General features: G+C 65.8%; 10 protein-coding genes and 1 tRNA gene. 5 read left to right on the forward strand and 6 right to left on the reverse strand.

Annotated elements, in window-relative coordinates:
- Positions 1–10: 10 nt before the first annotated feature.
- The gene (locus tag C8J26_RS13770; protein ID WP_107958781.1) at positions 11–1,198 is read right to left on the reverse strand and encodes an alpha-hydroxy-acid oxidizing protein; all 1,188 of its coding nucleotides are present in this window, start codon (positions 1,196–1,198) and stop codon (positions 11–13) included.
- A 154-nt stretch (positions 1,199–1,352) separates the two neighbouring features.
- On the opposite strand from C8J26_RS13770, the gene C8J26_RS13775 reads away from it, so the two are divergent.
- From C8J26_RS13775 to C8J26_RS13785, 3 genes are all read left to right on the forward strand, one after another.
- Positions 1,353–3,458 carry a prolyl oligopeptidase family serine peptidase gene (locus C8J26_RS13775; RefSeq protein ID WP_107958783.1) on the forward strand — a complete coding sequence of 702 codons (2,106 nt, stop codon included), beginning with the start codon at positions 1,353–1,355 and terminating at the stop codon, positions 3,456–3,458.
- Between the two features lie 13 nt (positions 3,459–3,471).
- Positions 3,472–5,265: a DUF885 domain-containing protein gene (locus C8J26_RS13780; protein WP_208631395.1), complete on the forward strand. Its 1,794-nt coding sequence runs from the start codon at positions 3,472–3,474 to the stop codon at positions 5,263–5,265.
- A gap of 123 nt (positions 5,266–5,388) precedes the next feature.
- Positions 5,389–6,534 carry a CaiB/BaiF CoA transferase family protein gene (locus C8J26_RS13785; protein WP_167398844.1) on the forward strand — a complete coding sequence of 382 codons (1,146 nt, stop codon included), beginning with the start codon at positions 5,389–5,391 and terminating at the stop codon, positions 6,532–6,534.
- A 48-nt stretch (positions 6,535–6,582) separates the two neighbouring features.
- Here C8J26_RS13785 and C8J26_RS13790 read toward each other — a convergent pair whose 3' ends face one another.
- The 4 genes from C8J26_RS13790 to C8J26_RS13805 all read right to left on the reverse strand — a co-directional run bounded on the left by C8J26_RS13790 (position 6,583) and on the right by C8J26_RS13805 (position 9,164).
- A complete protein-coding gene (locus tag C8J26_RS13790; RefSeq protein ID WP_234422837.1) occupies positions 6,583–6,840 on the reverse strand; it encodes a hypothetical protein in 258 nt (85 codons plus the stop codon).
- Positions 6,841–7,125: 285 nt separating this feature from the next.
- Positions 7,126–7,201: transfer RNA gene (locus C8J26_RS13795), tRNA-Ile, on the reverse strand.
- 138 nt (positions 7,202–7,339) lie between these two features.
- The gene (locus C8J26_RS13800; protein ID WP_031393308.1) at positions 7,340–7,606 is read right to left on the reverse strand and encodes a hypothetical protein; all 267 of its coding nucleotides are present in this window, start codon (positions 7,604–7,606) and stop codon (positions 7,340–7,342) included.
- A 154-nt stretch (positions 7,607–7,760) separates the two neighbouring features.
- On the reverse strand, positions 7,761–9,164 hold the full coding sequence (locus C8J26_RS13805) for a M20/M25/M40 family metallo-hydrolase (protein WP_107958787.1): 1,404 nt from the start codon (positions 9,162–9,164) through the stop codon (positions 7,761–7,763).
- 103 nt (positions 9,165–9,267) lie between these two features.
- On the opposite strand from C8J26_RS13805, the gene ettA reads away from it, so the two are divergent.
- Positions 9,268–10,947 carry an energy-dependent translational throttle protein EttA gene (gene ettA, locus C8J26_RS13810; RefSeq protein ID WP_055880597.1) on the forward strand — a complete coding sequence of 560 codons (1,680 nt, stop codon included), beginning with the start codon at positions 9,268–9,270 and terminating at the stop codon, positions 10,945–10,947.
- Between the two features lie 5 nt (positions 10,948–10,952).
- The gene (locus tag C8J26_RS13815) at positions 10,953–12,146 is read left to right on the forward strand and encodes a sensor histidine kinase (protein ID WP_107958789.1); all 1,194 of its coding nucleotides are present in this window, start codon (positions 10,953–10,955) and stop codon (positions 12,144–12,146) included.
- A 116-nt stretch (positions 12,147–12,262) separates the two neighbouring features.
- Here C8J26_RS13815 and C8J26_RS13820 read toward each other — a convergent pair whose 3' ends face one another.
- Positions 12,263–13,147 (reverse strand): diacylglycerol/lipid kinase family protein, encoded by an 885-nt coding sequence (locus C8J26_RS13820; protein WP_107958791.1) that lies wholly within the window; start codon positions 13,145–13,147, stop codon positions 12,263–12,265.
- Positions 13,148–13,204: the final 57 nt, after the last annotated feature.

The raw sequence follows: 13,204 nt of genomic DNA on the forward strand, positions 1-13,204 counted from the left end.
GCCCACGCGCTTACCGCGATTGACGCTCGGCGCCGGCCGCACGGACGTCGGCGATCGTCGGATATCCGTTGACCGCCATCAGCAGGTCCGCCTCCGCGAGCAGGCATTTGAGGACGTGCGCCGCGCCCTCCGCGCCACCGAGCGCCAGGCCGTAAGCATAGGGCCGACCGACACCGACCGCGGTCGCGCCCAGCGCCAGCGCCTTGACCATGTCGGTCCCCGATCGGATGCCCGAATCGAACAGCACCGGCGTGCGCCCCGACGCGGCGACGACCGCGGGCAGCATGTCGATCGCGGCGATGCCGCCATTTGCCTGCCGCCCGCCATGGTTCGAGCAGTAGATCGCGTCGGCGCCAGCATCGATCGCGCGGCGCGCATCGTCGGGGTGGCAGATGCCCTTCAGCACCAGCGGCAATTTGGTCAGCGAGCGCAGCCACGGCATGTCCGCCCAGGTCAGCACCTTGCCGAACACGCCGGACCATTGCTGCACCGCTGCGGCCTTGTCCTCCTCGGGCGTCCGGTCGAGCAGACCGCGGAACACCGGGTCGCTGAAGTAATTGGCCAGCACGTGCCCGCGCAACTGCGGGAAGTTCGCCGCATTCAGGTCGCGCGGTCGCCAGCCCGTCACCCAGGTGTCGAGCGTCACGACGATCGCCTTGTACCCGGCGGCCTCGGCACGGCAGACGAGGCTCTCGGTCAGCGCATCGTTTTTCGGCGTGTAGAGCTGGAAAAAGCCGGGCGTCTCGCCGAGCTGTGCGGCGACGTCCTCGAGCGGATCGTTCGACAGCGTCGACTGGCACAGCGGCACGCCGGTGATCGCCGCCGCCCTGGCCGCCGCGAGATCGCCGTGACCGTCCTGCGTACAGATGCCGTTGATGCCCACCGGGCTCATGAACAGCGGGGTCGGCAGCGTCATGCCGAACAGCTCGACCGACAGGTCGCGGCGCGAGCAATCGACCATCATCCGCGGCGTCATGCCCCAGTGCGCAAAGGCATCGGCATTGTGGCGCTGGGTATGCTCGTCGCCGCACCCGCCCTGCAGATAGGTGAGCGTCGCGGGGGGCAGCGCGGCGGCGGCGCGCGCCTCCAGCGTTGCGAAGTCGACCGGCACCCCCGGCAGCACGCCGTTCAGGCCCGCAAAGTAGATCGCGTTCTGGTAATCGCCGAACTGCGGCGGACGCTTCGGTGGCACGGCCATCATCCTCTCCTTCTGTTTTGCGGCCCTTGTACGCTGCGGCGCATGACGAAGTCATTCCTTCTGCCCAACGGTCGAAGTCATTCCTTCTGCCCAACGGTGACGAAGTGATTCCTTGTGCCTAAGGGATGGACGACCGTTTACAGAAAGTCCGACGATGTCCCTTCGATCGCCTCTCTTCCTGCTGTTGGCACTCTCCACGAGCGCGATCGGCCAGACGCCCGCCGCCGACCCGAACGCGTATCTTGAGGATATTCACGGTAAGCGTGCGCTCGACACGGTCGCCGCGTGGAACACGCGCTCGCTGGCGGCGCTCGAGGCCAAGCCCGGCTATGCGGACTATCGCCGGCGCGCGCTCGACCTGTTGCAGGCGGATCGCCAGATCGCGAACCCCGACCAGATCCTCGGCGATCAGGTGCTGAACCTGTGGCAGGACAAGGCGAACGTGCGCGGGCTGTGGCGGGTCGCGTCGCTCGCGTCGTTCACGCGCGGCAAGCCCGTGTGGCGGACGCTGATCGACGTCGATGCGCTGGGCAAGGCCGAGGGCAAGAGCTGGGTCTGGAAGGGCGCCACCTGCCGCTCGCCATCCTATGATCGCTGCATGGTGGCGCTGTCGAACGGCGGTGGCGACGCGGTGGTCGAACGCGAATTCGATATCCCGTCGGGCAAGTTCGTCGCCGACGGTTTCTCCGTACCGATCTTCAAGACGCGGCTGAGCTGGGCGGGGCCCGATGCGCTGTACGTCGCGACCGATTTCGGTGCGGCCAGCCTGACCAAGTCGGGCTACCCGCGCACCGCCAAGCTCTGGAGGCGCGGCACGCCGCTTGGTGCGGCAAACGAGATCGCGAGCGCGACGCAGGATGATGTCGGGATCAACGTCAGCGTGTTTCCCGATGGCGACCGCACCTTTCCACTGGTCGTGCGCGACGTCGATTTCTTCCATTCGAAGCGCAGTCATGTCGCCGACGACGGACGGCTGGTGGCGACGCCGCTGCCTGACGATGCGGTGATCAATACCGTGCTCGACGGCCGACTGATCGCCACGCTCGCGTCCGACTGGCGCGGCGTGCCGAGCGGATCGGTGGTGGCGTATAGCATCGCCGACGTGCTGGCGGGGCGCGCACCGACGATCGAGCGCGTGCTGGTGCCGACCCGGACACAGGCGGTCGAACAGGTCGATTCGAGCCGGTCGGTCCTGTGGGTCAAGATGCTCGACGATGTGTCGGGGCGGCTCGTGTCGCTGACGCGCGGCGCCGACGGTGTCTGGACGCCGTCGGTCGCAGCCTTGCCCGCCGCATCGACGATCCATCTCGACGCCACCGCGGGCAAGGACGATGTCGCCTTTGCCACGGTCGAGAGCTTCCTCAGCCCGCCCGCGCTCTATGCGGTCCGCCCGGGCGCACAGCCAGTGGCGGTCGATACGCTGCCCGCGCGGTTCGATGCGTCGACGATGCAGGTAGACCAGCGGTTCGCGACATCGAGGGACGGGACGAAGATCCCGTACTTCCTGGTGCGCAAGAAGGGGACGAGTGGACCGGTGCCGGCTTTGGTCCACGCCTATGGCGGTTTCCGCAATGCGCAGACGCCGACCTATCTGGTCGACCAGCCCTATCGTTCGGGTCCGGCCGGGTTGTTCTGGGTCGAGGAGGGCAATGCGTTCGTGCTCGCCAACATCCGCGGCGGCGGCGAATATGGTCCGCGCTGGCATCAGATGCCGCTGCGCGAGAACCGGCAAAAGGCCTATGACGATCTCCACGCGGTCGGTGACGACCTGGTGCGCACCGGTGTCAGTGCCAAGCGCAAGATCGCGGTATCGGGCCGCTCCAATGGCGGGCTGCTCGTCGGCGTCGCGATGGAACAGCGCCCCGATCTGTACGGCGCGATCGTGATGGGATCGCCGCTGCTCGACATGCAGCGTTATTCGCATCTGTCCGCGGGCGCATCGTGGATCGGCGAATATGGCGATCCGGACACACCGGCGGACTGGGCGTTCATCTCGAAATATTCGCCGTACCAGAATCTGAAGCGCGGCGTGCGCTACCCCGCGCCGTTCATCTACACCTCGACCGAGGACGACCGCGTCCACCCCGGCCACGCGCGCAAGTTCGCCGCGCGGCTCGATGCGTATGGCGATCCGTTCTTCTATTACGAGAACCCCGAAGGCGGCCACGCCGCGGGCGCCGACAAGATCGAGGACGCCAAGCGCGCCGCGCTCGTCACCGTTTATCTCAACACGCAGCTCGGCACCGCACCGCAGCGCTGATCGTCAGGAATTCATGATGCGTAAACTCCGCCTGCTCCTCGGCGCCGCGATCCTGGCGCTCCCCGCTTCGTCGATCTCCACGCCCGTGCTCGCTGCACAGGCTGCGCAGGCTGCGCAGGGCACCGCGTTCGCGGCGCTGTCGAAGCGCTATGTCGATGGCCTCGCGCGGCTCAATCCGTCGTCCGCGACCGCGCTCGGCGATCACCGCTTCGACGCGCAGATCACCGACATGTCGGCGGCGGGCCGCGCCAAGCGCGCGGCGTTCTCCAAGGCGATGCTCGCCGATCTCCAGCGGATCGACCGCAAGGCGCTCCCGCGCGAGGAGCAGGTCGACGCGGCGCTGCTCGACAACGCGCTGCGCTACGACATCTGGGATGCCGAGACGCTCGGCGGATGGGCGTGGGATCCTCAGGTCTATAACGACATCGCCGGCAGCTCGCTCTATGCGCTCGCCGCGCGCGATTTCGCCCCCTGGCCACAGCGCCTGAACGCCGCGACCGCGCGGATGGCGGCGCTGCCCGCGTTGCTCGCTCAGGCGCGCGCGAACATCGTGCCGGCGCGTGTCCCCTCGATCTACGCAACGACGGTCGCCAAGCAGAATAGCGGTATCGTCGACATCGCCGAGAGCATGCTCGCGCCGCATCGCGACACGCTGTCGGCGGCCGACGCCAAGCGGTTCGACGCGGCGCTGGCCTCGCTCAAGACTGCGGTGGCCGAACATCAGCTCTGGCTCGACAAGACGCTGGTGCCGGCCGCGAAGGGGGACTTCCGCCTCGGCGCGGCGCTGTACGACAAGAAGCTCGCCTTCGCGCTGCAATCCGACCTGACCCGGCCCGAGATCAAGCGCCGTGCCCAGGCTGCGATCGTCGACACGCGCGCGCAGATGTACGCGATCGCGCGGCAGATATTCGGCGCAAAGCCCGGCGCGCTGCTGCTTCCCGACAAACCGAACGACGCGCAGCAACAGGCCGCGATCGAGGCCGCGCTCGAACTCACCTACGCCAAGCGTCCGCCACGCGACGGCATGATCGACGCCTCGACCAAGGCGCTGGCGCAGGCGACCGCGTTCGTCCGCGACAAGGGCCTTGTCGGCATGCCCGACGGCCCCGTGAAGATCATCACGATGCCCAAGTTCCAGCAGGGTGTCGCGGTTGCCTATTGCGATTCACCCGGTCCGCTCGAGAAGAATCTCGGCACGTTCTTCGCCGTCTCGCCGATCCCCGACGACTGGACCGAGGCGCAGGCGACGTCGTTTCTCAGCGAATATAACGACTATATGATCCACGACCTCGCGGTGCACGAGGCGATGCCGGGTCATTATCTCCAGCTCGCGCACGCCAATGCGTCGCAGTCGACGCTGCGCGCGGTGCTCGGCTCGGGGCCGTTCGTCGAGGGCTGGGCGGTGTATGCCGAGGGGATGATGGCGGACCAGGGCTATCTCAACGGCGATCCGCTGTTCAAGTTGACCGTGCTCAAGATGCGGCTGCGGTCGATCTCGAACTCGCTGCTCGACATTGGCATCCACACCGAAGGCATGACCCGCGATCAGGCGATGCAGCTGATGACGCACACCGCATTCCAGCAGGAGCGCGAGGCGGCGGGCAAATGGGTCCGCGCATCGCTCGGCTCGACGCAGCTGCTGAGCTACTTCACCGGCTATTCCGAGCATATGGCGCTGCGCGACGAGGCCAGGACGCGGCAGGGCGCGGCGTTCGATCTCAAACGCTACAACGACGCGCTGCTCGCGCATGGTTCGCCGCCGGTGCGCTACGTCCGCGAACTGCTGTTCGACCTGCCGATCGGGTAACTGCCGGTCGCTTGACCCGATCTGCGAATGCTGGGACGCTGCGCCGATAAAAGGCCATCGGAGAGGCGTCATGGCAGCAGGACATCTTCGTCGCGATCACCGCGGCGGTATCGGGCTGCGGCGTTGAGCGGGCCGCTCGCCGGGATCCGGGTCGTCGAGCTTGCCGGGATCGGGCCGGCGCCGTTCGCCTGCATGATGCTCGCCGATCACGGTGCGGAGGTGATCCGGATCGAACGACCGGGCGCGAAAAAGGGTGGGCCGGGCGGCGATCCCACCAAGGACATCCTGCTGCGATCGCGCAAGGTCATCGCGGTCGATCTCAAGTCCGCCGACGGTATCCGTGTGGTTCGCGACCTGGTCGCGTCGGCGGATGGGTTCGTCGAGGGATTTCGGCCGGGTGTCGCCGAGCGGCTGGGGCTCGGGCCCGACGTCCTGCTGGGGGCCACGCCGCGGCTCGTTTACGGGCGGATGACGGGCTGGGGGCAGAACGGCCCCTATGCGCAGGCGGCGGGGCACGACATCAATTATATCGCGCTGGCGGGCGCGCTGCATGCGTTCGGGCGCGCGGGTGAGAAGCCCACGCCGCCGATCAACATGGTCGGCGATTTCGGCGGCGGCGGGATGATGCTGGCGTTCGGGATGGTCAGCGCGTTGCTGCATGCGCGGACGACCGGGCAGGGGCAGGTTATCGACTGCGCGATGACCGATGGCGCGGCGCTGCTGATGAGCATGATCTGGAGTTTCCACGGCCAGGGCCTGTGGCGTGACGCGCGCGGCGTGAACCTGCTCGATACCGGCGCGCATTTCTACGACACCTATGCCTGCGCGGACGGCGAATACGTAGCGATCGGCGCGATCGAGCGGCAATTCTACGCGGTGCTGCGTGACAAGGCCGGGCTTGCCGCCGACCCGGCGTTCGACCGGCAGATGGACCCGCGCAGCTGGCCGGCGCTGAAGGAGAAGATGGCGGCCATGTTCGCCACCAAGACCCGCGACGAATGGTGCACGATCCTCGAACATGGCGACGCCTGTTTTGCGCCGGTGCTGTCGATGCGCGATGCGCCGAAGCATCCGCACAATGTCGCGCGGGGAACGTTTGTCGAGGCGGGTGGAGTGGTCCAGCCGGCGCCTGCGCCACGCTATTCCCGAACTCCAACCACCACGCCGCGAATGGCGGGCGAGAATTCGGACATGGAGGATGTACTGGCGGGGATCGGCTACGCGACGGACTCGATCGCCGCACTGAACGCTGGCGGCATCGTCGCCTGATCGATGGTCTCAGGATGTGGGCCGGTGCTTGCACACCGGCCCGGTAGATTAGTTGCTGTCCGAATTGTCGCTGTCGCCATCGATGGCAAGATACAGACCACCGCCAACGGCAACCGCGGCGAGTGCGATGATGATGATGCCACCATCGCCACCGATCTTGCTCTTGTTCGCGGTTGGCGAACTCGTGCGGACGGCCTTGCTGACCGACAGGCTGGCAGCAGGGCTTACCGGTGCGGCACTGGCGACGACCGGTGCAGCAACGAGCGTGAGGCCAGCGGCCGCCATGGCGAAGGATTTGATAAACATTACAGATTCTCCTGAAAGTACGGCAAACATCGCCGCAACTGTCAAAAACGTTCCTGCAGGGTAGAATGTTCACAAAGGTTAAAGATGAGATCTTTAATCTTTACGAAATCACGGCCAGTCGACGTGGCGGACGGTTTTGCTGCGGGCGTGCTCACGGTCGAATCATCGACGCACGCCGATTCTTCTACATGATTTGAGCGGGATACGCGGTGTCATCGGATTTCTCGGCCGATTGCGGGGCTTCCGGGCGGACGCGGTGCCCATGCAGGGGCAAATTTCGGAAGTTGGTGGGCCCGGCAGGAATCGAACCCGCAACCTAGCCGTTATGAGCGGCCAGCTCTAACCGTTGAGCTACAGGCCCCACCGTCGCCTGCGTTAGCGCACGCGGGCATTTGGCAAAAGAGTGCAACGTGGTTGGCACAAATAAAAAAGGGCGCTCCGGAAGGAACGCCCTTTTCCGACAATAAAACCCTATCGAGCACAAACGCCCGAAAGAATTTTAGTTCATGTTGTCGGTCTTTTCGTCGGCAGCGTCACGGACGTTGTCGGCAGCAGCGTTCATGTTGTCAGCTGCGTTCTCGAGCACGTCGGTAGCGACTGCGTTCGAGGTGTTGTCCGCCATCGCGTCCATGTTGTCAGCCTGCATTTCCATGTTGTCAGCCAGCATGTCCGCGTTGTTCTCAACGGCGGCGGCTTCTGGCGACTTGCTGCAGGCTGCGACGGACATCAGGCCGGCGGCAGCAGCGATCAGAACGATCTTCTTCATTCGAATGCTCCCAAGCATAGTTTCACTCGCGGCCGACCCGATTGCCGTCGCGAAGTCACGTCAAATAGCGGACCCCGGCGGGGGGTCAATCCGCTAAATTCATCTCTCCGCAAGCTTTGCGGCAGAACGATGACGTTTCGGTTGCTGCAACTGGTCACTTTTCGAGCACGATCGGGCCGATTTCTTCGGGTGCATTGGCCACCGTTGCGATCATCGCTGTCCACGCCGCGACGTTCTGGCGAAGCTGTTCGGGGTCGATCCGATCAAGCGTATCTTCGGGCGTGTGATGATAGTCGAAGTAGCGCAGACCCGACTGGTTGAGGTCGATTCCGGCGACGCCTGTGGCGATCGTCGGGCCGACATCGGTGCCGCCATGCGGCGTACCGGCGCCGCGGATGATCCCGAGCGGCGCGAGCACGACCGCGAGGCGATCGACCACCGGCTTGGCGGCGTCGGGCAGGCTGCTCTCGAACCGCCAGACGCGATCGGCGCCGAAGTCCGATTCGGCGGCGGTGGCATGACGCTCGCCGGCATGCGCCTTGGCATAAGCGGCACCGCCGAAGCCGCCGCTTTCCTCATCGCCGAACCAGACGACACGGATCGTCCGCCGTGGACGCTGGCCGCTGTCCATCACGATCTTGGCGGCGGCGGCGGTGATCGCGACGCCCGATGCGTCGTCGATCGCGCCGGTGCCGAGATCCCAGCTGTCGAGATGGCCGCCGACGAGGACGATGCCGGCCTTGGGATCGGTGCCCGGAACTTCGGCGACGACGTTGCCGGAGTCGCGCATGCCGACCTGCTTGTCCTCGAGCACCAGCTTCAGCGTCACCGGCTTGCCGAGCTTGACCAGTCGCTCGACATGCTCGGCGTCCGCCACCGACAGTGCCGCCGCGGGGATCGGCGTTACGCCCGCGTCGAAATTGGTGTTGCCCGCGTGCGGCCCGCGACCATGATCGGTGCCGATCGACCGGATCACGATCGCCGCCGCACCCTTTTTGGCGGCGACGTTCGGCCCGACAAAGCGCGCAGTGCCCTGCGATCCATAGCTCGACCCGTCCTGGGTCGGCTGCATCGCGTTCGAGACGAAGGCGATCTTGCCCTTCAGGCTGCCGTCGGCGGCGAGCGCCAAATCATTATATGTTGCGAAATACACGATCGGCAGCGTCAGCCCGCCCGCCGGTGTCGCGCCCGAATTGCCGAGGCCGACCAGATGCAGTTTTTGCGCATAGGGTGCGACGAGGTCACCACTCTCCGTTCCGCGCGACCAGACGGGCAACTGGTATGTCTCGACCCGGACATTCTTGAACCCGAGTGCCTTCAGCTTGGCGACCGACCAGGCGCGCGCCCGCGGTGCTGCCTCGGTGCCGGTCATCCGCGGGCCGACCTCGGTCGTGATCCCCTCGACGATCTTGTACGCCGTGTCGTCGGTCAGCGCCTTGTCGCGCAGCGCGGCGACCTTCGCGTCGGCTGCGGTCGCAAGCGCGGCGGCACGTTGCGCCGCTAGAGGAGAGGTGAGGGCGGACGCGGCCAATACCGCGAGCAGGGTGCGTTTCATCATGGGGGCAGCCTATGGTGCTGCTCCCCGTTTGCCAACGGCTCGCCGCATCGCTATCTGCGCACGTCAAATCCCGCCTCATTCAAGCATGGAGCTCGGCACCCACATGGCCGTCCAGTATACCTACGTCATGAAGGGTCTGTCGAAGACCTTCCCCGGTGCCAACAAGCCCGTTCTCAACAACATCCATCTGCAGTTCATCCCGTCGGCGAAGATCGCGATCATCGGCCCGAACGGCTCGGGCAAGTCAACCTTGATGAAGATCATGGCCGGCATGGATCCCGATTTCACCGGCGAGGCCTGGGCGGCCGAGGGCGTCAACGTCGGCTATCTCGCGCAGGAGCCGCAGCTCGATCCGACCAAGGACGTGATGGGCAACGTCAAGGACGGCGTGCGCCCGGTCGCGGATCTGGTCGACCGGTTCAACGCGATCTCGGCCGAGATGGGCGATCCGCAGGACGACACCGACTTTGACGCGCTGATGGAAGAGATGGGCGAGCTTCAGGCCAAGATCGACGCGGTCGATGGCTGGGCGCTCGACAGCCAGCTTGAACAGGCGATGGAAGCGCTGCGCTGCCCGCCGGGCGATGCGTCGGTGGTGAACCTGTCGGGCGGCGAGAAGCGCCGTGTTGCTCTGTGCAAGCTGCTGCTCGAGAAGCCGCAGATCCTGCTGCTCGATGAGCCGACCAACCATCTCGATGCCGAAAGCGTGTCGTGGCTGGAAAACTACCTCAAGGAATATACCGGCAACGTCATTCTCGTGACGCATGACCGCTACTTCCTCGACAACGTCGTCAACTGGGTGCTCGAGCTCGATCGCGGGCGCTATTACACCTACGAGAGCAACTATTCGGGCTATCTGGAGAAGAAGGCGCAGCGCCTCAGCCAGGAAGAGCGCGAAGAGGCGGGTAAGCAGAAGGCGATCGCCGACGAGCTGGCGTGGATGCGTCAGACTCCCAAGGCCCGCCAGACCAAGTCGAAGGCGCGTATCCGTGCGTTCGACGAGCTGATGGAAAAGCAGGAGAACCGCGTCGCCGGCAAGGCCGCGATCCTGATCCAGCTGCCCGCGCGCCTCGGCGGCAAGGTGATCGAGGCGAAGGGCCTGACCAAGTCGTACGGCGACAAGCTGTTGTTCGACGGTCTCGACTTCACGTTGCCCCCGGGCGGCATCGTCGGCGTGATCGGCCCCAACGGCGCGGGCAAGTCGACTTTGTTCAAGCTCATCACCGGCCAGGAAACGCCGGACGAAGGCACGATCGAGGTCGGCTCGACCGTCAAGCTCGGCTATGTCGACCAGAGCCGCGACGATCTCGATCCGAACAAGAACGTCTGGCAGGAAATCTCCGACGAACTCGAGATCTTCCGCTTCGGCAAGCAGGAGATGGGCACGCGCGCGTATGTCGGCGCGTTCAACTTCCGCGGGCCCGACCAGCAGAAGAAGGTCGGACAGCTGTCGGGCGGTGAGCGCAACCGCGTCCACATGGCCAAGATGCTCAAGGAGGGTGGCAACGTCCTCCTGCTCGACGAGCCGACCAACGATCTCGACGTCGAGACGCTGCGTGCGCTCGAGGAGGCGCTGGAGACGTTCGCAGGTTGCGCGGTGGTCATCAGCCATGACCGCTTCTTCCTCGATCGCCTCGCGACGCACATCCTCGCCTTCGAGGGCGACAGCCATGTCGAGTGGTTCGAGGGCAATTACGCGTCGTACGAGGAGGACAAGCGTCGTCGCATGGGCGATGCCGCCGACCGCCCGACTCGTCTGGCGTACAAGAAGCTGACGCGCTGAGGGAAATGCCGGTCATCGAACACTCCCCCGGCGGCGACACCCCTCCTGGCGCAGGCGAGCTTCAATATCGCCTGCGCCAGCAGTCCATCCTTGCCGATTTCGGGATCGAGGCGCTGCGCGCGCGCGATCTCGAACCAATGCTGCAGCGGGCGACCGAGCTGTGCGGCGAGGGGATGCGTTCGAAATATTGCAAGTTCCTGGAATATCGCCCCGAGCAGAACAGCTTGCTGGTGCGCGCGGGGATTGGCTGGGCGCCCGGCGTGGTCGGGTCGACCGAGATGCGCACCGATCTCGCCTCGCCCGCGGGGTTCGCGCTGGAGACCGGCGAGCCGGTAATCTCGAACCATCTCGAGAATGAGGACCGTTTCCGCACGCCGGCGTTCATGGCCGAGCACAAGATCCGCCGCGCGATCAACGTGCTGGTCGAGACGTCGGGCAAGCGGTTCGGCGTGCTCGAGGTCGACAGCCCCGACGAGGGCAAGTTCGAGCCCGCCGATCTCGCCTTCATGCAGGGCTTTGCCAACCTGATCGGCGTCGCGATCGAGCGACAGCAGGCCGAGCAGCGGCTGAGCGATGCGATGGAGCATCAGGAGCTCCTCACGCGCGAGGCCAGCCACCGCGTCAAGAACAGCCTCGCGCTCGTCTCCGCGATGCTCAACCTGCAGATGCAGGAGGATGACGATCCGCGGATCACGCGGCTGCTCGGCGATGCGCAGGCGCGGATCACCGCGATCGCGCAGACGCATGACCAGCTCTGGCGTGGCGAGCAGGTCGGCATCGTCGCGCTCGACGATCTGGTCTGCGGCATCGCCACGGGGCTGGCCGAGCAGGCGCCTAACCACCGCATAGAGTGCGATATCGACGCGATCCTGATCAGCGCGGACACGGCGATCCCGGTCGGGCTGCTCGTGACCGAGCTCGTTACCAACGCGATCAAATATGCCTATGACGACGCCGGCGGCGCGATCGCGGTGACGATCCGCAGCGCGGACGGACGGATCGTGCTGACGGTCTCAGATACGGGCGCGGGACTGCCGACGGATTTCGATCTGAAGGCGGCGTCGCGGCAGAGCCTGGGGATGCGGATGATCGGCAGCCTCGCGCGGCAGCTGCGTGGGACGATCGTGATCGAGAATGGGACGGTCGGGACGTGCGCTACGCTCGATATACCCGATCCGCGGGTAACCTCGGCCGCCTAGCCTATCGTGCGACCGAACTACCGTGAGCGGCCAACCTTGTGTCCCCGCGAAGGCGGGGACCCAGACTGGGCTCCCGCCTTCGCGGGAGAACAAGGAGGAGGGTGCCGCGCTTCGACTCAGGCCGGCGCCATCACCCGGATAATTCCCGCCGCCACCTTCGCCGTCACCGGTGTACGTGCCAGAACCTCGCCATCGATCGAGATCGGCAGCGGCGGGATGGTGTTGATCTTGAGGCTCTTGCCGCGGAAGTCGCGGACCTTCTCGTGCCGCGACTGCAGCCGGAACACGCTGGAGACCCAGTTCTGCACCAGCCGGCGCTTTACATGCCCCATCACCGCCTGGACGACGATCTCGCCCGAATCGACTGCCGCCGCGTCGACCAGTTCGGTGCCGCCATGATAGGGCCCGTTCGAGATCCGCACCTCGACGACGCGGATCTTCACCGCGGTCGGGCCTTCGCCGACGATCAGCGTGAACGGGCGGAAGCGGAGATATTGATACGCCGCCCAGCTGAGATAGCCGACCTTGCCGAGCATCTTCTTCAACCCGTGCGGCACCGTCTCGGCGATCTTCGGGCTGATCCCCATTGCCGCGCAGTTCGCGAAATAATCGCCGTCGATCATCCCCAGGTCGATCCGCCGCGGCTTGCCGGTGCGGATCACCTCGACCGCACCCTCGATCGTCAGCGGGATGCCCAGCGTGCGCGCGAAGCTGTTCGCCGTCCCCAGCGGCAGCACGCCCAGGATCACGTCGTGCCCGACCATCAGGTCGACCAGCCCGCTGACCGTGCCGTCCCCGCCACCCAGGATCAGCAGGTCGGGCTTCTTGGCGAGCGCGCTCAGTACGGTTGCCTCAAGGTCCTTGGGATCCTCGACCGCATGCGCGTCGACCTCATAGGGAAGCCCGGACATCGCCGCGCAGGCGCGCTTGAACAGCTTTTGTCCCTTGCGCGACTTGGCGTTGACGACGAGCGCGGCAGAGGTGATCGTATCGTTCGACATAGGGCTCCCAAACGCACCACGGGTGGTTTCGCACGCGTAACGCGTGTGGGGTAACGC

Source organism: Sphingomonas aurantiaca (genome assembly GCF_003050705.1).
Lineage (GTDB): Bacteria > Pseudomonadota > Alphaproteobacteria > Sphingomonadales > Sphingomonadaceae > Sphingomonas > Sphingomonas aurantiaca.

Coding starts and splice junctions, on each gene's coding strand:
- C8J26_RS13820 (WP_107958791.1), bottom strand. CDS start 13,147: ATGTCGAACGATACGATCACCTCTGCCGCGCTCGTCGTCAACGCCAAG.
- C8J26_RS13770 (WP_107958781.1), bottom strand. CDS start 1,198: ATGGCCGTGCCACCGAAGCGTCCGCCGCAGTTCGGCGATTACCAGAAC.
- C8J26_RS13815 (WP_107958789.1), top strand. CDS start 10,953: ATGCCGGTCATCGAACACTCCCCCGGCGGCGACACCCCTCCTGGCGCA.
- C8J26_RS13790 (WP_234422837.1), bottom strand. CDS start 6,840: ATGTTTATCAAATCCTTCGCCATGGCGGCCGCTGGCCTCACGCTCGTT.
- C8J26_RS13800 (WP_031393308.1), bottom strand. CDS start 7,606: ATGAAGAAGATCGTTCTGATCGCTGCTGCCGCCGGCCTGATGTCCGTC.
- C8J26_RS13780 (WP_208631395.1), top strand. CDS start 3,472: ATGATGCGTAAACTCCGCCTGCTCCTCGGCGCCGCGATCCTGGCGCTC.
- C8J26_RS13775 (WP_107958783.1), top strand. CDS start 1,353: ATGTCCCTTCGATCGCCTCTCTTCCTGCTGTTGGCACTCTCCACGAGC.
- ettA (WP_055880597.1), top strand. CDS start 9,268: ATGGCCGTCCAGTATACCTACGTCATGAAGGGTCTGTCGAAGACCTTC.
- C8J26_RS13805 (WP_107958787.1), bottom strand. CDS start 9,164: ATGATGAAACGCACCCTGCTCGCGGTATTGGCCGCGTCCGCCCTCACC.